The sequence below is a fragment of the Rhodobacteraceae bacterium S2214 genome (assembly GCA_025141675.1).
Taxonomy (GTDB): Bacteria; Pseudomonadota; Alphaproteobacteria; order Rhodobacterales; family Rhodobacteraceae; genus Yoonia.
In genome coordinates this window covers 3,094,871-3,117,469 of the sequence record CP081161.1, presented here as the reverse complement: position 1 = coordinate 3,117,469, position 22,599 = coordinate 3,094,871, and the positions used below count along the sequence as shown (strand labels likewise).

Genomic DNA, 22,599 nt, shown 5'->3' with positions numbered 1-22,599 from the left:
AATGTGATTGATCCGTACGGCGATAATAAGGCGTCAGCGTAGCATTGGCACGGCAGGTGTGGCGTTTTTATCAGCCGTCAGGGCAGGGGGCTGCGGTCCGCCTGTGGCCCAATCCAACAGTTCCACGGTGTGGACAATTGGCACATCTGTCGCGCTGCCGATCTGCATCATGCAACCAATGTTGCCTGCCGCAATGATGTCCGGTGTTAATGCTTCGAGCGTCTGTACCTTCCGTTCCTTCAACTGCCCAGAAATCTCTGGCTGCATTAGGTTATAGGTGCCCGCAGACCCGCAGCACAGGTGGCTGTCTTTAGGTTCGAGCACCGTGAAACCCGCGTTCTTGAGCAGGTCTTTGGGGAAGGTTTTGATCTGCTGGCCGTGCTGCAGCGAACATGCAGCGTGATAGGCGACCTTCGTGCCTTTCGCGTCGCCCTTCGGCAGATCCAGTTCCATCAGCACCTCGGACACGTCCATCGCAATCGCGGACACGCGTGCTGCATCTGCGGCGAGCGGGTCGTTGCGGAACATATGACCATAGTCTTTGACGGTCGTGCCACAGCCGGATGTGTTGATCACGATAGCGTCCAACCCGCCTGCATCCATTTGTTTGACCCATGCCTTGATATTCTTGGCAGCGGTCGCGTGGCTTTCGGTTTCTTTGCCCATGTGGTGAGTCAATGCTCCGCAGCAGCCTTGGCCATCGGGGATCACCACCTCGGCGCCATGACGGGTCAGTAGCCGGATAGTCGCGTCGTTGATGTCTGTGTTTAAGGCCCGCTGCGCACAGCCCGTCATCAGTGCCACGCGCATCTTGGGTTCTGCCACCGCAAAGGTTTGCGGGTCGTCGTTCTTGCTGACAGGCGGGACCTGTTTGGGGGCCATCGCGATCATTGCTCGCAGGCGCGGATCAGGCAGGAACCGTACGAAGGGTCGTGCAATCTTTGCGCCAAGCAACGCCACGCGGAACCGCGTCGGGTACGGCAAAATCCGCGCCAACACCCATCGTAGGGCGCGTTCAGACAGCGGACGATTATAGTTTTCCTCAATATACGCACGCGCATGGTCGATCAGGTGCATATAGTGAACCCCAGACGGGCAGGTCGTCATGCAAGCCAGACAGGATAGGCAACGGTCGATGTGTTTGACCGTTTTCTCATCCGGCACCCGTTCGTTTTCAAGCATGTCCTTGATCAGGTAAATCCGACCACGCGGGCTATCCAGTTCATCGCCAAGAACCTGATACGTTGGACATGTGGCAGTGCAGAACCCGCAATGCACGCAGGCCCGCAGAATTTCGTTGGCCCGCTGTGTGCCCGGATCAGTCAGCTGTTCTGGTGTAAAAGTCGTTTGCATCAGGCCATCATCCCCGTGTTCAATATCCCGCGAGGGTCAAATTTTGCGCGCAGCCCCGCGCTGATTGCAGCAAGCGGTGCTGGTTCCGACTGGAAAGTTGGTACATCTGCTATACCGCGGATCAGCGTTGCGTGCCCCTTGATCGCCCCGAGACCTGAACGGACTTCGGACCCCGCGGGCACGGCTGCCCAAATCAGGCCTCCGCCCCAGTCCAACATGATCTGGCTTTGACTGGGCAAAGACGCGGCGACTGCGGGCGCATCGCTTGGCCGTACCGATATCCGCCAGACATCTGCGTCGGTGCCCGCAAATGCAGTCACGTTCGCGATGTCGGACCACGGGTCTTCGGTGACGACGTCAATGTCTCCAAAGGACTTCAACCGATCCTTCAGTTGCTCTGTCCGGTACGCGATTGATTTCTCAAAACCTTCGATCCGCAACAGCGTTTGGCCTTCATTATCAGACCGATAGGCGGCACCTGTGATTTCAAAAGGCGACCCAAGTGCAGAAGACATCGCAGCGACAGCCTGTGTGATGTCTTGGCCAGAGATAGACAAAGTCGCTGATGTTTCCGGCTTTGGAAGAACCTTCAACGAAACTTCGGTCAAAACACCCAACGTGCCGTAGGATCCGGTCAGCAACTTCACCAGATCATATCCGGTGACGTTTTTCATCACGCGGCCACCGTTTTTCACGATCTGACCAGCGCCGTCCACAAAACGTACGCCCAACATAAAGTCGCGGCATGCCCCGACGGCGATGCGGCGTGGGCCTGACACGTTGGCCGCAACAACGCCGCCAATCGTCGGCGTCCCGTTGGTCCCCAAAAGCGCGCGGTGATCCATTGGTTCAAACGCCAACCGTTGGTTTTCGGCGTCCAATGCCGCCTCGATCTCGGCAATCGGGGTGCCCGCCTGTGCCACAAGGGTCAGCGCACCCGGTTCGTACAATGTGATCCCGCTTAGCGCCGCAGTCGACAGAAACGCGCCCTCCGCAGGTGTCCCGATAGGGCGGGTCCCGCCGCCGACAATGCGCAGCGGCCCCGTGGCATCAGCAATTGCGCCGGATAGCTCTGTCTCGTTTGTCACTGTCTTGGCTTGGTCTGGCATAGCTTCTTTTGGTCCTAAATATCTCGGGGGTTTGGGGGCTGGCCCCCAATCTGTCATGAGCCGCAAACGCTACGCCGCGCGGCGGGCTTCTGACGTGGCGAGCGGAAATACTTTGGCAGGGTTCAGCAACCATTGCGGATCAAACACATCCTTCACCGCCATTTGCAGTTCCAAATCAACCGGATCGAACTGAACATTCATCAGATCGCGTTTTTCGATCCCAACGCCGTGTTCGCCGGTCAGGCATCCGCCAACTTCGACGCAGACCTTCAGGATTTCCGCACCCATCGCTTCGCAAAGTTCGAGATCACCCGGTTTGTTCGCGTTATACAGGATCAGCGGGTGCATATTGCCGTCGCCTGCGTGGAAAACGTTGCCTACATCAAGCCCGAACTCTTTTGACAGTTCTTGAATGCGGCGCAGCACTTCGGGCAGGGCTGACACAGGAATGGTCCCGTCGAGGCACATGTAATCATTGACCTGACCCATCGCGCCAAAGGCCGATTTACGGCCCAACCAAATGCGGCCTGCTTCATCCGCGTTCTTCGCTTCGCGCAGTTCAACCGGATTGTGCGTCTTGGCAATCGCCATGATTTTCTCGAGCTGTTCGTCGATTTCCGCGTCTGATCCTTCGACTTCGACGATCAACAGGGCCTCGCACATCGGGTAGCCCGCCTTTGCGAAGGCTTCGCAAACTTCGATGCAGGGACGATCCATGAATTCAATTGCTACGGGCAGAACGCCCGCCTTGATGATGTCGGACACACAGGCACCAGCCACTTCAGAACTGTCAAAGCCCATTAGCACGGGCCGCGCCCCTTCGGGTTTGTGCAAGATGCGCAGCGTCGCTTCTGTGACGACGCCCAACTGGCCTTCGGATCCGCAAATCACGCCCAGCAGATCAAGCCCGCTTGCGTCCAGATGCCCGCCGCCGATTTCGACGATTGTGCCGTCCATCATTACCATGGTGACGCCCAGCAGATTGTTGGTCGTCACCCCGTATTTCAGGCAATGCGCCCCGCCAGAATTCATCGCGATATTGCCCGCAATGGCGCAGGCCAACTGGCTGGACGGGTCGGGGGCGTAGAAAAAGCCATCAGTTTCAACGGCACCTGTCACGGACAGGTTCGTCCGGCCTGTTTGCACCCGAATGATCCGGTCGTCGTAGTTCGTTTCCAGCACATCGTTCAGCTTTGCCACGCCCAAGATCACCGAATCCGCTGTTGGCATCGCCCCACCGGCCAACGACGTGCCCGATCCGCGCGGGACCACTGGCACACCCATTTCAGAGCAGATTTTCAGAACTGCCGAGACTTCTTCGGTCGATGCAGGCAGTACAGCACACAAAGGCGGGCACCGATACGCCGACAATCCATCGCATTCATAGGCCCGCGTTTCCGCAACATCGTCGATCACAGCATCCGCAGGTAGCACCTGACGCAAGCGGTCAACGATTTGCGATTTGCGTGCGATGACGGCGGCACTTGGTGTGGGCATTTGCATGGTGGGCTCCTGTTCGGTGGCTGACGGGCATTTGCACGATTGGTAAGGAAATATAACCAATTTTCAGGCATGGCAAGTAAAACCGGTTCGGCGTAGTGTTTGACCATGCAAATGATCGAACACCTTGCCTTGTTGACCTATTGGGATGCCGTCGCTGCTGCATTCCTAGGTTTTGCTTATTTTATATTGGGTTGGATGATCGAACATCCGCCGAAATCGCGACCGTCCGTGACGAAAATCATGTCCGATAACCGGCGCGAATGGCTGCGGGTTTTTATCGGCAGAGAGCCGCGAATCTTCGACAGTCAGATCATGGGCAGCTTGCGGCAGGGCACTGCGTTCTTTGCATCGACCTGCATTTTCGCCATTGGTGGCGTTTTTGCTCTGATCGCGAATACGGACCCATTGCAGGGGGTCGCCGCAGAAATTTCGACTGACGACATCCCGATTGTTGTCTGGCAGGTAAAGCTGGGTCTTGTGGCCCTTATGCTCACCAACGGCTTCCTGAAATTCGTCTGGGCCAACCGGATTTTCGGCTATTGTTCGGTCATGATGGCAGCTGTTCCAAACGATCCAAATCATCCTGATGCGATGGGACGTGCTATGCAGGCCGCGGAATTGAATATCCGCGCTGCGATCAACTTTAATCGCGGGCTGCGGTCGATGTACTTTGCTTTGGGTGGATTGGCGTGGCTGGTCGGGTCAACCGCCTTCATCTTGGCCACGCTTGCAGTGATCTGGCTTGTCTGGTCACGAGAATTTGCATCGCTTCCGCGTGATATCTTGTTAGGCAAGTACCCATGAAAAAACTGAAAACCCTATCCATTGCTTTTGCCCTGATGTCTGGCGCTGCGTTTGCCGATGCCCCAGAGGTCGTCGATGTCACTGTAACCCGCACAGGGGACACGTGGCGTTTTGACGTCGCTATTCTGCATCCCGATACCGGTTGGGATCATTACGCAGATGGCTGGGAAGTCATTGACGCGGACGGCAACCAACTTGGTTTGCGGCCCTTGGCCCATCCGCATGTGAACGAACAACCGTTCACGCGGTCGCAAGGCGGCATCGTCATTCCAGAGGGCGTGACCGAAGTCTACATCCGCACACGTGACAATGTGGACGGCTGGTTCGACGACCGCACATTGGTTGAACTGCCGCGCTAGGCTCGCGTCTTTATTGACGTCCTTCGCGGACCCAGGCCCCGATGATCAGTAGTGACGCCAGCAGCAGGAATGCCCATGCTGGCAGCAATGGCGCGATAGAAATATCGGCAGTTTGATAGGCCTCGCGCGGTGTGATCCCGAACCATCCACGCCCGGCAGCAGGGCGGCCTGCGCGGACTTCACGCAGGTCAATTTCGCCGTCTGATACGCGCAGAATGCCACCTCGCGTGCTGTTCACAAGCGGCTCTAGCAGCTCACCCGTCGCAATCGTCTGTTCAAATTCACGCGGCGCGGCTGGTCCCAATGCAATCACCGCATCCAATGTGCCGTCCGATAGGCGGTACAAACCGATTTCAGGGGCTTCCCACAGGGTCTCGAACCGGCCCGGTGATACCTCTTCCAGCGTCAGAACGGTCTCCGTGCCGTCCGGATGGGTCACGGTCACGTCGTCTGTTTCAGTCTCAAGCGTACGACGAATGATCCGCATCGTTTGACCCGTCGGGTCTGCCCAAAGCGATTCTTCTTCCAGCTCAGGTTCCTGCATCATCCAATGGGCCAAGCGGCGTAGCAGTTCCAACTGCGGCCCGCCGCCTTCGTACCCACGATCCCACAACCAAGACTGATCTGATGCAATCAACGCCACACGTCCCAATCCGATCCGTTCGAGCGTTAGAAGCGGGCGATCATCCAGACCGCTCATCACTGTGGTGGCATTAGGTGCGGCAATTACATCGACCAACCGGAACCAACGTCCCCAACCGGGACCGTCGCCATCGTCCGCAGGCGGGGAAAAGGCGGCAAGCCCTTCGGTCACAGGATGGCGGTTGCCGATGTCGGTGATCTGCGGCGTGTAGCCTTCTTCAAACACCCGCGCAGTTGGCGCACCGGGCAAGACCGCGCCCAATGGGGACCGGTAAATGCTTTCGGCTGATCCGTATTCGGGGCCGGAAGACACCAGCACCGCACCACCATTTTCCACGTATTGGCGAATATTATCGAGGTATTCATTCGGCAGAATACCGCGCCGCGAATAGCGGTCGAAAATGATCAGGTCGAATTCGTCGATCTTTTCGAGGAACAATTCACGGGTCGGAAATGCGATCAGTGAAAGTTCGTTCACCGGCACGCCATCTTGTTTGGCAGGGGGGCGTAGAATGGTGAAGTGAACCAGATCAACCGACGCATCTGATTTCAACAAATTCCGCCACGTGCGTTCGCCCGGATGGGGTTCACCCGATACTAACAACACACGCAAACGGTCGCGGACGCCGTTGATCTGGATGACTGCGCTGTTGTTGCGGTCTGTCAGTTCGCCTTCTGCGGTCGGAATCTCGAACTGTAAAACGTTCATCCCGCCATGCGGCAGATTGATCGGCAGTTCCACGTCGCGCCCAACGGGGATCTCAAAGGGTAGAGGGTCGTCGCCATCAATCGCGATGGTCAGGGGTACAAACGCGGTGTCCGCAGGGGCTGCCCCTTGATCTTCTACGCGTAAAGTCAGGGTCACGGGCTCGCCCAGAATGGCAAAGGCAGGGGCGTTTGCGACGACAAGGCGGCGATCCCAGTCGTCAGGCTGTCCGGTCAAAAGCGTATGTAGTGGTGCGGGCAATGCGGGCGCACGGGTCACATCGTGCAGCCGTCCGTCTGTCAACAGGATCACACCCGCGATCCGCCCTTGTGGTTCTTCAGCAAGCGCTTCCGACAGGCCAGTCATCAGCAGTGTCCCGCTGTCGCCTTCAATCGCGCTGTCACCAATCGGGACAATGCGCAATTCAGTGTTGGTTAGGCGGGCGACTTCGGCGCGCACATTGGCAATCGAATCAGCAATCTGATCAGGGCGATCCGAAATGCGTTGGCTTGCGCTTTCATCCACAACGAGCACGATGATGTCGGCCAGCGGGTCGCGATCTTCACTTTGCAGCGACGGGTTCGCCAGTGCGGCCAGCAGGGCAAGCCCCGCCAATCCACGAAACCACCACCCGGGCAATCGCCGCCATAGCGCAAGTGCGACGGCGACAGCACATAACGCGGCCGCACCCCAAAGCGCTAACATCGGCACCAGCGGATCAAGCACAACAATCGCAGTCATAGGCGCTGCCCCCAGCTTCTTTTGGTCTTAAATATCTCCGCCGGAGGCTCCGACAGTGCCGTCTGGAAATGGCTCATGGTTATTGCCCCAACCGATCCAGCAGGGCAGGGACATGCACCTGATCCGACTTATAGTTGCCTGTCAGAACGTGCATGATCAGGTTTACGCCGAAACGATAAGCAATTTCGCGTTGCCGTTCGCCAGCTTGACCGCGCCCGACGGGGAACATCCGATCACCGTATTCGTTCACGGCCCATGCGCGCGCCCAGTCGTTGCCGCCAATGACAACGGGGGTGACGCCGTCATTCAGGTTGCGAAACGGTACGCCTTCGGCCTGTTCGGTCACCAACGGGGCCGCTTCGACCCAAATGTCGCGTGACGCGTAACGACCGGGGAAATCTTGTAGCAGGTAAAAGGTGCGGGTCAGAACATGATCTTCAGGGATCGGTTCAATCGACGGAATGTCGAGAGATCGCGCAATCGCCTGTAATTTACGCCCCTCGGGTGATCCGGTGCCAAAGCCTGCGGTGTCAGCATCGCGCGTGTCGAACAGGATCATGCCGCCGCCCCGCAGATAGCGGTTCAGTTTGGCATAAGCTTCGCGTGATGGCAGGGCTTGGTTTGCGGTGATGGGCCAATAAAGGAATGGGAAGAACGCCAATTCATCGGTTTCGATGTTCACACCGAGCGGATCGGCGGGTTCTATCGATGTCCGCCGAAACAGCGTTTGGGACAGCCCCAACAGCCCTGCGTTTGCAACCGCGTCGAGGTCTGCATCGCCGGTTAGGACATGGCCCAGAACAACCTCGGACGTAGCGCGCAACGCAAATGCGTCGTCCTGTTGGGCCTCTGCGGGTGCGCCCATCGTGAGTAGTGCGAGCACAACAGCCGCCATCGCATCCGCGCGCGGCCCGCGTAGACGGCCCCCGATGGCCAGTGATGCAACCACGTCAATCAGAAGCAATCCAATCGCCAGCGTCAAAAGCCAGCCTTTTAGGGCGGTTTCGCGGGCGACGTTCATTCCTTCGACGACGATGCGTGCAGGCCATGCGGCAGGCCCAAGCGTGCTATCGGCTTGCATGACGTTAACCGCAATCTGGCGGTTGTCGCCTGTGTAAAGGCCGGGTCGTAGGTCAGGGCCCGTTTCCGCAGTGGCGAGCGTTTCGCCCGCGACACCCGGCAATGTGCTGCCGTCTTCAAGGCGTCCAGTTGCGTCCAGAACTCTGTTCGGCAACCACGTGCTACCAGCAAGGTCATCCGCATTGGGTGCCTGTGTACTGGTGGAAATCGCAAGCCGTTCCAACATTTGTACGAACAGGCCTGACAATGGTAGCGACGACCATTCGGCGTTGGCAGTCACATGAACCAGAACGATTTGCCCTTCACCAGCCGTTGCACGCGTGACCAATGGCGTGCCGTCCGCCAGTTGGGCAATCACGCGGTCCGCGAGCGTCGGATCGGGTTGGGCCATGACCTGTGCGGTGACAGTGACGTCATCGGGTACGGGCAGGCCGAAGAAAGGGGATGTCTCACTGAACGGTGCCAGCGCTTTGGGTTCGCCCCACGACATAGCCCCGCCCACACTGCGACCACCCGACCGCAGGCGGACCGGCAGTAAGGGGTCTTGTTCGGCGCGGCCTGTGTCGGATGCGGCAAGGCGGGGGCCTGCGAAGCGCAACAGCAACCCGCCGTTTTCAACCCATTGCAAAACATCTGCCGATTCAGTGCCTGCGAGCGTGGCGACATCAGCCAGAACAATAACGTCCGGATTGGCCAATAGAATATCGTCCAAGGTCCCGTCGATCAGGTCTGCGGTCGGCTCCAACGCTTCGCGCAGGTAATAAAGGGGGGACAACAGTTCCAGCCCTTCGCGGTCGTCGCGCCCGGCGATCAGGGCGACTTCGCGGCGTTTCAGGCTGTCATCTGTCAGGCTGACCGCCGCTGCGGACCGTGCGCCTGTGATCTCAAAACGGGTGACGCGGTTGCGCAATTCAGGCGGCAGGGCGAGCGCGGTTTCTGCGACGGCTTCACCGGCGGCGAAGTCCAGCGGCACGGTTGCCAGCTGCCGTTCTACGCCAGATGGATCAAAGCCGATGGCGGTCAAGTCGGTCGTCGCGGGCTGGCCTACGGGCGTGCGCGTGGCAGAAACGATGATTTCGCCATCGTTCAACCGTGGCGGGCGGACGCCGTAGATCTGGCGTGGTGATTGGAAAACAGTAACTGCACCTTGGGCTTCGAGGGCGTCAAGCAGATCAGCGCGATTGTCCCGCGCCAACCCGTCCGACAGCCAGTAGGTTTCAAAACCGCCGTCAAATGTCGCGGCAAAGTCGGTCAGTGTGTCTGATTGCGGTTCCCACGGGGCGGGTGTCAGATTGGGCAGCGTTTGTGCCACGACATCGGCCGCCTGAAATGTCACGCCATCCGCAGAAAGGCTAGTCAGTGTCGTGACGGCGGCGGTGCGACCTTGACGGGCGGCTTCGGCCAAAAGCGCATCCATCCGGTCCACGCGGGCAGGCCAATCGCGGGCGTCAGCCCATGTGCCATCTGCGATGATCAGCAGTGGACCTGTGCCGGTCGCCTTTGTCTGCGGGTTCAGGACGGGACCTGCAAAGCCGATGATCACAGCAGCGACGGCCAGAAGGCGCAGCAAAAGCAACCACCACGGCGTCCGGTCCGATTGGCTTTCGGTGTCTTGCAGCCCCAACAACAGCGCGACGCCCGGAAAACGGCGTTTGATCGGTGCGGGCGGGACCGCTCTGAGAACCAGCCACAATATCGGCAAGGCCAGCAGTCCAAGAAGCAGCCAAGGCGTTGTAAACGCGAGTGGGCCAATAGTCATCATGCTACGAAGTCTCCTGACGGAGCCTGTTGGGGCGCTGCCCCAAACCCCGAGATATTTAAGACCAAAAGAAGGGGCGGTCGGGTCATATGTGCCGCTCCAACGCGCCGTAAATCCACATCAAGGCCGTATTGGGGGCCGTATTGGTGTGGTGCGTCTGGAACTGCCAGCCGGTCAGACGCGCGAGCGATTGCAGGTCTTCTTTGCGCTGGGCCAGTCGATCAAGATAGCGGGATTTCAAATCGCCTGCTTTCAACGTTTCGTGCTGCATCGTGCCCGACATGGATTGGAAAATGGTCCGGCCATCAAAGGGGAACGCTTCTTCCTGAGGGTCAAGGATTTGCAATAGCGCGCCGCGCACGCCGCGATCAGCCGCTTTGAGCAAAGCGTCGCGGGTGGGTTCGATGTCGCCGAGAAAATCGCTGATGAACAGGGCACGTGAATGGGGCAACATGCCTTGCGCTTCGGGTGCGCCAAAATCTTTATCGCTGTCTTCGGTCAACAATGCGGCCATCTGCGCCAGTTGCTGTTCGCCGCGCTTGGGCGGCAACCGCAGTCCTGTCAGCCCGACACGTTCGCCGCCTCGGATTAGCAAAATCGCGGTCGCAAGTGCGATGGTGCGTGCGCGGTGTCCTTTGCTGGCGAGGTTCTTGTCAGAGGTAAACGACATCGCCGCAGTTTGATCGACCCACAGCAAAATCGATTGTGCGATCTGCCATTCTTTATCCTGCACAAAATTTGTGTCGGATCGCGCGGACCGCCGCCAGTCGATGCTACGGGCCTCGTCCGTGTCCTGCGCGGGCCGGTATTGCCAAAACGTGTCGCCAGTGCCCGCCCGTCTGCGTCCGTGATCGCCCAGCAGAACGGTCGCAGCCAGCTGTTCCGCCTCTGCCAAAAGCGGCGGTAGGGCGCTGGAAAGGCTTTCCGCCTCGGACCGGAGGGCGAGTGGTGTGATCACGCTGCCGCCTCAACCTTTGTGATCAATGTGGCGGCTGTATTGATGACGTTCTGGATCGTTTCGCCGCGCGCACGCGCTGCGAATGTCAGCGCCATGCGGTGTTCCAGCACGGGAATCGCCATGCGGCGCACGTCTTCTGCAGAAGGCGCTAGGCGTCCATCGAGCAAGGCGGATGCCCGCACGGTCAGCATCAAGGCCTGTGCTGCACGTGGCCCCGGACCCCAGCCGACGTTTTGACGGATGATGTCGGGCGCATCGGCGTCAGGGCGACATGACCGCACCAGATCGAGAATCATTTCAACGATATTTTCGCCCACAGGCATCCGGCGCAGCAAGGTCTGCGCATCAAGCAATTCTTGGGCGCTGAACACGGCGTTGACGGCTTCGTCGGCGGTGCCTGTCGTTGCTAGTAGGATATCACGTTCGGCGTCGCGGTCCGGATACGGCACGTCGATTTGCACGAGGAAGCGGTCAAGTTGGGCTTCGGGCAAAGGATAGGTGCCTTCTTGTTCAATCGGGTTTTGGGTCGCGAGCACATGGAAGGGCGTTCCAAGGGGACGGTGTTCGCCTGCGATGGTGACCTCTTTTTCCTGCATCGCCTGCAAGAGTGCGGACTGGGTCCGCGGCGACGCGCGGTTGATTTCGTCGGCCATCAGAAGCTGGCAGAACACTGGCCCTTCGATGAACCGGAACGCACGGGTGCCATCGGCGGCTTGATCCAACACCTCGGACCCCAAGATATCGGCTGGCATCAGGTCAGGCGTAAACTGGATGCGGTTCCCATTCAGGCCCATCACGGTGGACAGCGTATCGACAAGTCGAGTTTTGCCGAGGCCAGGCAGGCCGACCAAGACCGCATGTCCGCCGCAGATCAGCGCGGTTAATGTCAGATCAACCACAGTGTCCTGCCCGATAAAACGTTTCGCGATAGAGGCGCGTGCATCTGCCAGCTTACCGCCAAGGGTTTCGATATCTGCAACTAGATCGGTGGCATTGGTCATGACTTTTCCTCGGGGCTTGCTATATCAAGGGTATAACAGCAGATAACCCAAAGAACCCCAATGGCAAAAAGCACCCCAGAACAAATCATCGTGACCCCTTCGGCGGAAAGTCTCGCATCTTCGGCGCGTGCGGCAGCAAAAGAAGGCAAAAAGGGGCTACCGCCGGTCCATTTGTGGAACCCTCCGTTCTGTGGTGACATCGATATGCGGATCGCGCGCGATGGGACGTGGTTCTACATGGGCACCCCCATTGGTCGTAAAGAGCTGGTGAACCTGTTTTCGACGATTATCCGGCGGGATGGGGATGATTATTTTCTCGTCACGCCTGTTGAAAAAGTCGGGATCACGGTGGATGACGCTCCATTTGTGGCCATCGATTTCGATAAGACGGACACAGGTTTACATTTCCTGACCAACGTGGGCGATGAAGTTGTGGCAGGTCCGGATCATCCGATCCGGGTGGTGCGTGACCCTGAAACGGGTGAGCCGTCGCCCTACGTATTGATCCGCGCCAATCTGGAGGCGCTGATCGACAGGAAATCGTTCTATCGGCTTGTTGATCTGGGCGAAGAAGACCTTGTCGATGGCGTGATCTGGTTCGGTGTGCGGTCGCATGATGTGTTCTTTCCAATCATCCCCGCCGCAGAATTAAGCTAAAGTACGGACCCGCATATAAAGAGTTGCATTTTCTAGCAGGTTTCGCCCTTAATGCCGCTTAAGGTTGTATGAGGGGGCCAGCGAATGGCAAAATACTGCGCCAATCTGTCGACGTTGTTTCCAGAGTTCCCGTTCTTGGAACGGTTTGGCGCGGCGCGGTCGGCCGGATTTGACGCGGTCGAAGTTCTGTTCCCTTACGATCATCCCGTGCCTGAAATGCTGGATATGTTGGGGCGCAACGAATTGTCGCTTGCAATGATCACATGCCCGCCGCCAAATTATACCGGCGGTGATCGTGGTTTCGCGGCTGTGCCGACGCGTCGTCCGCGGTTTCAACAAGATTTTCGTCGAACACATCGGTATGCGAAGGCGCTTGGTGCAAAACATATCCATATTATGGCGGGGGTCGCATCAGGTCCCGATGCGCTGGAAACCTTTGTCGCAAACCTGCGCTGGGCTGCGGAATTTGCGCCTGATCAAAGCCTGACGATTGAACCGATGGCTGGATCGCTTGTTCCCGGATATTTCCTGAACGACTGCATTCAAGCGGTTGAAATCGTGAAAGAAGTCAATGTGCCGCAGCTTGGGTTGCAATTCGACACCTGTCACGTTCAGCAAATCCATGGCGATCTGATGTCTGTCTGGGCACAGGTGAAAGACCATGTGACCCACGTCCAGCTTGCCCAATCACCGGGGCGCAAAAGCCCCGATGAAGCTGGTGATATCGATATGGCGGCCTTTGTGAAGCAAATCAAAAAAGACGGCTACAAGGGATGGATATCAGGCGAATATACGCCTGACGGGCTGACTGGCAGCAGTCTGGCTTGGCTTAGTTAACCAAGCCAAGCCCCTAGTTTTCCGTTACTCCGCGCCAAGGCTTTGTGCGAGGCGCATCAGTTGGATCGCTTCTGCGCGGTATCCGTATTCATCGGCACCTTTGCTTTCGGATGCCAGTGCGATTGCGTCGCCCATGGACCATGCGCCCAAGGAATTTGACCCACGTAAAATCTGGCCAAAACCTGCAATTGCTGCCGCAAATGACGCTTCTTCGCCCGCGTCGGCGTCGCGTAGAATGGGCGTTTCGATCAGTTGCGATGTCTCTGCACCCGGTTCTTTGTAGCGCAGTTTCAGAAATCCAATTTCGTCGCGCGGTTCGACCACCTGCGCCGCACCGTAACGCAGCGGATCAGTCATGCGGGCGGCGCTGCCGACAGGTGTGACTTCGTACAGTGCCGTCACCGTATGGCCCGCGCCCAAATCACCTGCGTCGACCTTGTCGTTGTTGAAATCCTCTCGGTTCAATGCGCGCGTTTCGTACCCGATGAGGCGGTATTCGGCGATCTGTGTCGGGTCAAATTCGACCTGCACTTTCACGTCGCTGGCAATCGGGAACAAAGCCCCAGTCAATTGATCGACCAACACTTTTTGCGCCTCGGATAGCGTGTCGATATAGGCCGCCGTGCCGTTGCCGTTTTGCGCAAGCGTTTGCATCGTCTGATCGTTCAGATTGCCACGACCAAAGCCCAAAACAGACAGGAACGTGCCGGTGTCCCGTTTCTTGGCGATGTAGTTCTCCAATCCAGACGGATCGCTGAGGCCGACGTTGAAATCGCCATCGGTGGCAAGCAACACACGGCTGACCTCACCATCCTTTGCCATGCTTTCAGCCACGGTATAGGCCTGTTCCAGCCCGCCTTGACCATTGGTTGAACCGCCTGCGCCGAGACCATTCAAAGCCGCGCGAATTTTGGCGCGTTCGCCAGCGGGCGTGGGCGCAAGCACCTGTCCAGCAGAGCCTGCATATTCGACAATTGCCACTTCGTCTTCGGGGCGCAGTTGGTCGAGCATCAACATGAACGATTGCTTGAGTAGCGGCAGCTTTGACGCGTCTGCCATTGAACCGGATGTGTCGATGAGGAACACAAGGTTCAGCGGCGGGCGCGCGTCAACAACCGGCATTTCGCCTTGCAGCGCGATGTGTACCAACTGCGTGTCCACGTTCCACGGCGTTGGCATGACGCTGACGGTTGGTTCGAACGGATCGCCGCCTGCTTCGGGGGCGAGGTAGTCGTAAGGGAAATAGTTGATCATTTCCTCGACACGTACTGAATCCGGGAGAGGCAGCTGGCCGCGCATGATGGTATTGCGGACCAGTGCGTAGGACGCCGTATCCACATCGATGGAAAAGGTCGAAACGGGGTCTTCGGACGTGACCTTCAGCGGGTTTACAGCTGCGTTGGCGAAGGTTTCCGTATCAGGCGCAAGAACTGGGGCCATTTCGGGGCCGCCTGTTACGAACGATTCCTCGGTGGCTATTCTAACCGCATTTGACCTGACGGTTGGTGCGGCAAGCGACGCTACGGGGGCTTCGTCGACAGTATCCATTGCGAAGGGGGCGTCAATCACCCGCCCGCGTGCCTCTGGTGCTGCGGCTAAGACACTGTCATCGACTTCGAAATCGAAGTCTTGCTGGTCCGCTGGCGCGGGCGTCGTGAAATTCTCGGGCGCTTCAGCTAGCGCTTTATCAAGCTCAGGTGTAGGAACGTCGACCGTCCCGATGTCTTCTGGCAGTGGGTCGATCAGGTGTTCGTTGCTTGTCAGCCCCTTCACATCTGTGCGCCACATGTCCTGCCCTGTAGGCGTCAAAAACAAGAACCCGCAGGCCACAATCGCGGTTGTCGCGGTCAGCCCGCCCTTGGATGTCATTGATGAAAGCATAGTCGTTACTCCTGTCCAGAGGCCATTCAGGCCGGTTACAGGGGTAGGACGCGTCGCATCGCGTGATCCTTGGAGGCTTTCGAAATTTTTTTGCGCTAACGCCAAATCAGCGGCCCGTTTGGTCGGATCAGGCTTAGGCGTCGTCATCATGGACTTGAGGTCGTCTAGATCGTCAGTCATGCGGCGTCCTCCTTTTCTTTCAATGCTTTGAGCGCCTTTTTGGCTTCTGATATGCGCCAGCTGATCGTGCCTTCCGACACGCCCATAATCTCGGACGCCTGCCCGTGGGTCATGTCGTCGAGCACGAGGGCTAGCGTGTCGCGCAGGTCGGGCACCAGTTGGCGCATTGCTTGGGTCAGCCAGTCGATTTGCTCTGCCGCATCAACATTGGCCGCCGTGCGGGCGGTTTCCCAATCGCCCCAGCCGTCGCTTGCCTTGGCATAGGTCGCCTGTTTGCGCCGCCGGTCGTGGGCCGCATTCATCGCGACCTTATATAGCCATGTCGTGACCTTGGCCCTGCGTTGATAGCTGGCCAATTTGGCGGGCAGGGCGGCACAGATGTCTTGCGTCAGATCCTCTGCCTCGGACCGCTGTCCGGTCATGCGAAAACAATAGGCAAACAGGCGGTCGTAATGACGGTCGAGCAGGCTCGCAAACGCCTGTCCGTCCCCATTTGCGGCCGCTAAAGCCAAGTCTTCGTCGCTAGTTGTCATACGCATCACGGTTATAGGACGGATGCGAATGGTCAATCCTTGGCGAGCTTGGAAATTTTTTTAGCTATTTTCTTCGATATGCGTCTGAAACGCGGTCTTCAGTACCGCGCGGTCGGTTTCGCCATGTATCCGATCGGTCAAAACGCCGTCCGCGTCGAAGAACAACAAAGTCGCGAAACCTGCGGTATGTTTTGCTGCAAATTCACTGCCGACATCAGAGGTCAGGCTGGCAATGCGGTATGCCAAATCATCTTCGTCGATGTCCGAAAACGCCGCACGTGTTTCTTTTTCCAGAATGATACACGACCCACAGGCCGGATCGTGGACCTGTACAATCGTCGGGATACCATTGCCGATATCGCTTAGGTCCTGTTCTGCCAAATCGGCCCTGACGGTGCTGATCCCCATATATCCGATGCCACCGGCGACGATGATCCCGCCAATGATGTAAGGGGTCATCGCCAAGAACGAACGACGCGTTTTGGGTGCGGGGGCTGCGGCCTGTTTTGCCTTGCGGCGCTGGGTCGCTTTACGAGATTTTGACATGAATTGGGTCCGCCGTGGTGTTTTCTGACAGCTTAACGGGCGCAATCAGCAAAGGGGAGCAATGGCGCATCACAGATTGGTGAAGGGCGGGCACGTGCACCCGCCCGTGCAAATCATACAGACGTACAGATGTATTTCATTTCCATGTAGTCATCCATGCCATGGCTGGATCCTTCACGGCCCAAACCGGATTGTTTGACACCGCCAAACGGCGCAACCTCGGTTGAGATGATACCCGTGTTCACACCCACAATGCCGTATTCCAGCGCTTCTGCGACCTTGGTCACGCGGCTGAGGTCATTGGCGTAGAAATAGGATGCGAGCCCAAAGATCGTGTCGTTGGCTTGCGCAATCACGTCATCCGTATCTTCGAATTTGAACAACGGCGCGAATGGGCCGAAGGTTTCGTCAGTTGCGACCTGCATGTCTTTGGTCGCGCCTGTGACGACGGTCGGTTCAAAGAACAGCCCGCCCAATTCATGCGGCTTGCCACCGGTCAGAACAGTAGCACCTTTGGATAACGCGTCTTTCAGGTGCTCTTCGACCTTTGTGACTGCTTTCGGTTCGATCAGCGGACCAAGTGCTGTGCCGTCTTCCAGCCCGTCACCAACGGCCAGTTTTTCGACCGCAACTTTCAGCTTTTCAGCAAATGCATCATAGACACCCGCCTGCACGTAAATCCGGTTGGCACAGACACATGTTTGCCCGTTGTTCCGGAATTTGCAGGCAATCGCGCCTTCGACAGCCGCGTCCAGATCAGCGTCATCAAACACGATGAACGGGGCATTGCCGCCAAGTTCCATAGAACACTTCATCACCTGATCAGCGGCTTGTTTCAGCAAGATGCGCCCAACGGGGGTTGAGCCTGTGAAGGTCAATTTGCGCACAATCGGATTTTCGCAGAATTCCTTGCCGACGCCCGATGCGTCATCAGATGTCACAACGGAAAACAGGCCAGCAGGAATACCCGCTTCTTCGCCCAGTTTCGCCATGGCAAGAGCAGACAGCGGTGTCAGCGACGCGGGACGCACAACAAAAGCACAGCCTGCCGCCAGTGCCGGTGCCACTTTGCGAGCAATCATCGCGTTGGGGAAATTCCACGGCGTGATGCCGGCGGCCACACCGATTGGCTGTTTGATCACTTGGATACGTTTGTCGGCCATATGGCCGGGGATCGTCTGGCCGTACACGCGTTTTGCTTCTTCGCCAAACCATTCTACAAAAGACGCGCCATAGGCGACTTCGCCACGTGCTTCCGTCAGCGGTTTGCCCTGTTCTGCAGTCATGATCTGGGCAAGGTCTTCTTGGTTGGCCATCATCAGGTCGAACCATTTGCGCAGGACTTTGGAACGCTCTTTGGCGGCCAACGCGGCCCAGCCTTTTTGAGCGGCTTCGGCCAGCTTGATCGCACCTGCGACGTCTTCGCGTGACAAATCGGTGACCTTAGCAATTACATCGCCGCGGGCCGGATTGATGACGTCGAAGGTTTTCCCGTCTTCCGCGTCGACCCATTCGCCGCCCACATAGGCCTTTGTGCAAATCAGGTCAGGGCGGGACAGGCGCCCTGCGAGGTCAGTTGTTTGGTCAAGCATAGCGATCTCCCCATTCGTGTTGCCTCATATCTGGGGCTGATGGTGGGGTAGGTAAAGGACAAAAGTGAACTGGGCCTATCGATGCAGGCTAAACGTCGACCACCTTATCGCCAATGTAGTGCAGAACGGACGTGTCATTTAATGCGTAGGGAAAACCGCCAAAGGCCTGTTCTGCGATCATGACAAGCGTGTTTTTGTGATCGATTTTGCGCAACAATGTCTCGACCCCGTCCACGTCCAAAAAGTCAGATAGACGTTCGCGATGTTCGCCAAACACGATTTCGACATGTGCAATGTCGATGAAGGCATCAGGCAATTCGCGGGTCAGATCTTCGGGGACATTGCGTTCGCTGTGAAAGCAATAATGCCGCGCGGCATCTTTGCTAGCGAAGTTTCCCGCGAAAAAGTGGACGCGCGTTTTATCTGCGGGCAGGGGCTTGCCAAGTTTCGGCTGGCGCGACCGACTGCGGCGCAGAAAACCGAGGCCAAAGGGCAAACCCGCACCAGAAAAGACAACAGGAAGAAGGCGACGAAACAAAGACATGCCGGATAGTCTGCCGCGGAAAGAACATCGTGTCACGTGAATTTCGTTTGCCAAAACGCAGCCGTGCCGCCTAAAGATTTGACCATGGGGATCGCGATGGCGTCGCGGTCAATAACACCCACAAGTCCTGAACGCCGGGACCTTATGTTATGAGGTCTAAAACGATGACTACCCGCACTCAATTTCACAGATTTCAGCAAGGCGAACGCACGCTTCCCTTTGGTGATGCAGAATACGAAGCCCGCCTCGCAAACCTGCGCGAGACAATGGCGATCAAGGGCATCGATGCCTGCGTTCTGACATCAATGCACAATATCGGCTATTATTCCGGTTTTCTGTATTGCGCGTTTGGCCGTCCTTACGCGCTGGTTGTGACCAAAACACAGGTCGTCACGATCAGTGCTGGCATTGATGCCGCGCAACCATGGCGACGCGGATTTGGCGATAATATTGTCTATACGGATTGGGAACGCGACAATTACTGGCGCGCCATTTTGTCGGTCACAGGCATGGGCAAAGTCGTTGGTTACGAAATGGACCATCTGACAATTCTACAATCTGAAAAACTGTCGGCCTTTCTCGCACCGGCTGCGTTGCTGGATGTGTCGTTGGATACAATGCGGCAACGTATGCACAAATCCACCGCAGAGTTGGACCTGATCCGGCAGGGTGCAGCGGTCGCGGACGTTGGCGGCTACGCTATCCGTGACGCCATCAAACCCGGTATCCGCGAAATTGACGTCGCAATGGCGGGCCGCGATGCGATGGAGATCGAAATCGCGCGGCGCTTCCCCAATGCCGAATACAGGGATACGTGGGTGTGGTTCCAGTCAGGGATCAACACAGACGGGGCGCATAATCCGGTGACATCGCGCCAATTGGAACATGGTGATATCCTGTCACTGAACACGTTTCCGATGATTTCCGGCTACTACACCGCGCTAGAACGGACGTTGTTCGTTGGCGATGTGGACGATGAAAGCCGCCGCATTTGGGAAGCCAACGTCGGGGCGCATGAATATGGCATGTCGTTACTAAAACCCGGCGTAAGCTGTGCCGAGGTGACGCATAAGATTAACGACTTCTTTGCGGAACGCGATCTTCTGCAATACCGGACCTTTGGCTACGGGCATTCCTTTGGCGTTCTATCCCATTATTACGGGCGCGAAGCGGGATTAGAACTGCGTGAAGATATCGATACGGTGCTCGAACCGGGGATGGTGATCAGCATGGAACCCATGCTGACAATTCCTGAAGGTCAGGCAGGCGCAGGCGGATATCGCGAACATGATATCCTGATCATCAGCGAAAACGGGGCAGAAAACATCACCGGCTTCCCCTATGGGCCTGACCACAACGTGATCGGCTGACGCACCAACATCACGGGTTTCCCCATTCTTATGGGGGAACTTTCCGCCTTGGAGTTGGTTCTGACTGGGACTGTTGCGTTCGCACACCACTCTTACCGGCCCACATTATGGTGATTTCACGCTAACCGGTGATTGTGCTAGACCGCTTGAATTAATTCTAAAAGGTGCTGCCATGCCCGATTCTTTTATTTTCAATCGACGCACTTTTGGCGCCATGCTTCTTGCTTCGACGGCTGCCTGCGGTCCACGCATTCCAGCATCGAATGCAGCCGAGGATTTTGAGCCGCAGATCAATTTCATGGAAGGCTACGGCCCGATCCAAGACGGTGAATATAACCTGCCGGGCATCCCCGATACGTACACACAAGGGATTAACCGCCGGATGGTCGGGCAATATCTTGGTGAACAAGGCCCAGGCACGATCGATGTCGATCCTTACGCCAAGTTTTTGTACAACATTAAATCCGATGGATCCGCCGTGCGGTATCCGGTTGGTGTTGGCCGCCAAGGTCGATCCATCAACGGTGGTGCGACCATCAAGCTGAAGCGCGAATGGCCCGGTTGGACGCCAACGCAAAACATGCTGCGCACCGAACCCGAAGTTTATGGTCCTTTCGCAAGCGGCGTGCCCGGTGGTCTAAGCAGCCCCTTGGGAAGCCGCGCGTTGTATCTGTATCGTGGCGGGCGTGACACGTATTACCGCATCCACGGGACCAACGATCTGGAATCAATCGGTAATTCCGGATCTGCGGGCTGTATCCGCATGTTCAACCACGACATCATCCATCTATACGAAGAAGTGGATGTGCCGACAAAAGTCCACATTCGTAGCCGCGAAGAATCTCTGCGGGTTGATCCGGAAAACTACGAACGTGGTGTCGAACTTCCGCCGAAAATCCTGTCCCGTGAGGAATTATTCGGCACCGAAGAACCGAACGCGGACGATGTGGAACTGTTCATCGACAGCTGACCCGATTTTTGGGGTAAGGTATTCCCCCAAAATCGCGCCAAGCGTGTGATCTGCATTTGTAAATCGGTCCTGCATTTCCTAGGTTAGTTGTAACAAGACTAACCTCAGGGAATTTTCAGATGGCCGATTTCGACGCGCAAATTCAACAATCACAAGAACAGGTCGCAGAGGCCCAAAACAAGATTGCCGCTTTGACCAGCCGGATTGAAACTGCACGTCAGAAAATGGCGGCAGGAACAGACATTTCCGTCGACATCGAAAACGCGTCGCTGGACGAAGTTCACGCGCATACCGAACTGATGAACGCCAACATCGCCGAACTGATCATGGGTTTGGATGATGTGACGTCTGCCTTTTCCAAAGACTTTGACGAAATGCGCAACAAGACGGGCATGGAAACCTTCATCGGGATTTTCTCGAAGGCGAAGGCAGACAGCATGCGTCAGGAACGGATGCGCACAGCGTCCGTCGATGACAAATTGCAAGACCTGATTTCCAAATCCGACGTGATCACGAAGTTGCTGCAAACGCAGTTGGCCGAATTGAACGAACAGAAGGTCAGCGTTGAAAACAACCTGACTGGTACGCTTGATGAACGTGAAGTGACGGTTGGCGAACTCGAAGCCGCCCGCGCCGATATCCTGGCGATGGACCCGGATATCATCGCGCTTGAGAACAAGATTTCCGTAGAACAAGACGCCGCCGCCCGTACGAAGCTGGAAAGTGAATTGGCCGCTGCAAACCAGAAATATAATGAATTGGTGCAGGCCGAACAGGTTTTGGTTGCCAAATCCCAGACGTTGGAACGCTATATCGAGAAGGGCAAAACCTGGATCGACTCGCTACAGAACCAAGCCGCGACCCAGATGGTGCTGATCAACAAACTTGAGACGGACACGAAGCAGCGGGTTGTGCTGTATGATGCGCTGTCGAAGTCGTTGAAGACCGCCCAACAGCAGGACGTTGCCCACCAGATCAACGAGATCGGCGTGAAGACGGACCAAGAGGCCCAGACAGCGATGGCCGCAATTGGCGCCGCGACAAACAACCGGATGGCCGATATGCTGGAAGCCCACGAAGATCACATGGTGTTCGCGCGTGAGGTGCTAGAGCAGAAGGCGAAGGCGGACGAACGGTTCGTGCGGCGCTTTGCGAAGATCGTAGAGAAGCACGATAGCAATGAGTATGGGGCTGAGTGATCTTTTACCTGCGATGTTCGTTTTTCATGGCGCTTGGGGCCGCTTTCACCACTTGGGGGGTATGGATTGAGCCCAACGCAATCAACCCGGGTCCAATCGAAAACCCGTTCGGTGGACTGCTTGCGGGAGTTGGATTCATATTGATCTTTTTTGTAGGTTTTGGGCCTTGGGTGAACCGCGGAGCTTGGAGCATCATGAAGTTCAAAGAAAACGAATTCTATTTGGATAGATGGCAAGATCGCTGCGACGGTCCTTCGGGGCACTTTTTAATTTGG

At 57.0% G+C, this 22,599-nt stretch carries 19 protein-coding genes; 7 read left to right on the top strand and 12 right to left on the bottom strand.

Going from position 1 to position 22,599, the window contains the following annotated elements; translation table 11 throughout:
• Nucleotides 1–33: 33 nt before the first annotated feature.
• The 3 genes from glcF to K3729_15350 form a co-directional block, all read right to left on the bottom strand.
• Nucleotides 34–1,353, bottom strand: a complete 1,320-nt coding sequence (glcF, locus tag K3729_15360; GenBank protein ID UWQ98780.1) for a glycolate oxidase subunit GlcF — start codon at nucleotides 1,351–1,353, stop codon at nucleotides 34–36.
• On the bottom strand, nucleotides 1,353–2,462 hold the full coding sequence (locus K3729_15355) for an FAD-binding protein (protein UWQ98779.1): 1,110 nt from the start codon (nucleotides 2,460–2,462) through the stop codon (nucleotides 1,353–1,355). Before K3729_15355 ends, glcF begins: the two co-directional genes overlap by 1 nt.
• A 69-nt stretch (nucleotides 2,463–2,531) precedes the next feature.
• Entirely contained in the window at nucleotides 2,532–3,965 is a 1,434-nt protein-coding gene (locus K3729_15350) for an FAD-binding protein (protein ID UWQ98778.1), read from the bottom strand.
• A 105-nt stretch (nucleotides 3,966–4,070) separates the two neighbouring features.
• Between K3729_15350 and K3729_15345 the strand changes: the two genes are divergently transcribed.
• Both K3729_15345 and K3729_15340 read left to right on the top strand, forming a co-directional pair.
• Nucleotides 4,071–4,769, top strand: a complete 699-nt coding sequence (locus K3729_15345) for a DUF599 domain-containing protein (GenBank protein ID UWQ98777.1) — start codon at nucleotides 4,071–4,073, stop codon at nucleotides 4,767–4,769.
• Complete coding sequence (locus tag K3729_15340; GenBank protein UWQ98776.1) at nucleotides 4,766–5,128, top strand: hypothetical protein; 363 nt, start codon at nucleotides 4,766–4,768, stop codon at nucleotides 5,126–5,128. The genes K3729_15345 and K3729_15340 overlap by 4 nt, the downstream gene beginning before the upstream one ends.
• Nucleotides 5,129–5,138: 10 nt before the next feature.
• On the opposite strand, the gene K3729_15335 is transcribed toward K3729_15340, so the two are convergent.
• The 4 genes from K3729_15335 to K3729_15320 all read right to left on the bottom strand — a co-directional run bounded on the left by K3729_15335 (nucleotide 5,139) and on the right by K3729_15320 (nucleotide 12,015).
• The gene (locus K3729_15335) at nucleotides 5,139–7,217 is read right to left on the bottom strand and encodes a hypothetical protein (GenBank protein ID UWQ98775.1); all 2,079 of its coding nucleotides are present in this window, start codon (nucleotides 7,215–7,217) and stop codon (nucleotides 5,139–5,141) included.
• Nucleotides 7,218–7,296: 79 nt separating this feature from the next.
• Nucleotides 7,297–10,059: a DUF4159 domain-containing protein gene (locus K3729_15330; protein ID UWQ98774.1), complete on the bottom strand. Its 2,763-nt coding sequence runs from the start codon at nucleotides 10,057–10,059 to the stop codon at nucleotides 7,297–7,299.
• 82 nt (nucleotides 10,060–10,141) lie between these two features.
• Nucleotides 10,142–11,014, bottom strand: a complete 873-nt coding sequence (locus K3729_15325) for a DUF58 domain-containing protein (protein UWQ98773.1) — start codon at nucleotides 11,012–11,014, stop codon at nucleotides 10,142–10,144.
• Complete coding sequence (locus tag K3729_15320) at nucleotides 11,011–12,015, bottom strand: MoxR family ATPase (GenBank protein UWQ98772.1); 1,005 nt, start codon at nucleotides 12,013–12,015, stop codon at nucleotides 11,011–11,013. Before K3729_15320 ends, K3729_15325 begins: the two co-directional genes overlap by 4 nt.
• A gap of 60 nt (nucleotides 12,016–12,075) precedes the next feature.
• Here K3729_15320 and K3729_15315 point away from each other — a divergent pair, with 60 nt between their 5' ends.
• Both K3729_15315 and K3729_15310 read left to right on the top strand, forming a co-directional pair.
• Nucleotides 12,076–12,672, top strand: coding sequence for a DUF1285 domain-containing protein (locus tag K3729_15315; GenBank protein ID UWQ98771.1), 597 nt, complete (start codon nucleotides 12,076–12,078; stop codon nucleotides 12,670–12,672).
• A gap of 84 nt (nucleotides 12,673–12,756) precedes the next feature.
• Nucleotides 12,757–13,509 (top strand): TIM barrel protein, encoded by a 753-nt coding sequence (locus K3729_15310; protein UWQ98770.1) that lies wholly within the window; start codon nucleotides 12,757–12,759, stop codon nucleotides 13,507–13,509.
• Nucleotides 13,510–13,533: 24 nt separating this feature from the next.
• Here the strand turns inward: K3729_15310 and K3729_15305 are convergent, their stop codons facing one another.
• The 5 genes from K3729_15305 to K3729_15285 form a co-directional block, all read right to left on the bottom strand.
• Entirely contained in the window at nucleotides 13,534–15,570 is a 2,037-nt protein-coding gene (locus tag K3729_15305) for a VWA domain-containing protein (GenBank protein UWQ98769.1), read from the bottom strand.
• Nucleotides 15,567–16,103 carry an RNA polymerase sigma factor gene (locus K3729_15300; protein ID UWQ98768.1) on the bottom strand — a complete coding sequence of 179 codons (537 nt, stop codon included), beginning with the start codon at nucleotides 16,101–16,103 and terminating at the stop codon, nucleotides 15,567–15,569. Before K3729_15300 ends, K3729_15305 begins: the two co-directional genes overlap by 4 nt.
• A 60-nt stretch (nucleotides 16,104–16,163) precedes the next feature.
• Nucleotides 16,164–16,649, bottom strand: a complete 486-nt coding sequence (locus K3729_15295) for a hypothetical protein (GenBank protein ID UWQ98767.1) — start codon at nucleotides 16,647–16,649, stop codon at nucleotides 16,164–16,166.
• A gap of 113 nt (nucleotides 16,650–16,762) precedes the next feature.
• Complete coding sequence (locus K3729_15290; GenBank protein ID UWQ98766.1) at nucleotides 16,763–18,241, bottom strand: NAD-dependent succinate-semialdehyde dehydrogenase; 1,479 nt, start codon at nucleotides 18,239–18,241, stop codon at nucleotides 16,763–16,765.
• A gap of 88 nt (nucleotides 18,242–18,329) precedes the next feature.
• A complete protein-coding gene (locus K3729_15285; GenBank protein ID UWQ98765.1) occupies nucleotides 18,330–18,785 on the bottom strand; it encodes a hypothetical protein in 456 nt (151 codons plus the stop codon).
• Nucleotides 18,786–18,934: 149 nt separating this feature from the next.
• Here K3729_15285 and K3729_15280 point away from each other — a divergent pair, with 149 nt between their 5' ends.
• From K3729_15280 to K3729_15270, 3 genes are all read left to right on the top strand, one after another.
• Nucleotides 18,935–20,155 carry an aminopeptidase P family protein gene (locus K3729_15280; GenBank protein UWQ98764.1) on the top strand — a complete coding sequence of 407 codons (1,221 nt, stop codon included), beginning with the start codon at nucleotides 18,935–18,937 and terminating at the stop codon, nucleotides 20,153–20,155.
• A gap of 214 nt (nucleotides 20,156–20,369) precedes the next feature.
• Nucleotides 20,370–21,125 carry a L,D-transpeptidase gene (locus K3729_15275; protein ID UWR01085.1) on the top strand — a complete coding sequence of 252 codons (756 nt, stop codon included), beginning with the start codon at nucleotides 20,370–20,372 and terminating at the stop codon, nucleotides 21,123–21,125.
• A 119-nt stretch (nucleotides 21,126–21,244) separates the two neighbouring features.
• A complete protein-coding gene (locus K3729_15270; GenBank protein ID UWQ98763.1) occupies nucleotides 21,245–22,324 on the top strand; it encodes a hypothetical protein in 1,080 nt (359 codons plus the stop codon).
• The last annotated feature ends 275 nt before the right edge of the window (nucleotides 22,325–22,599 follow it).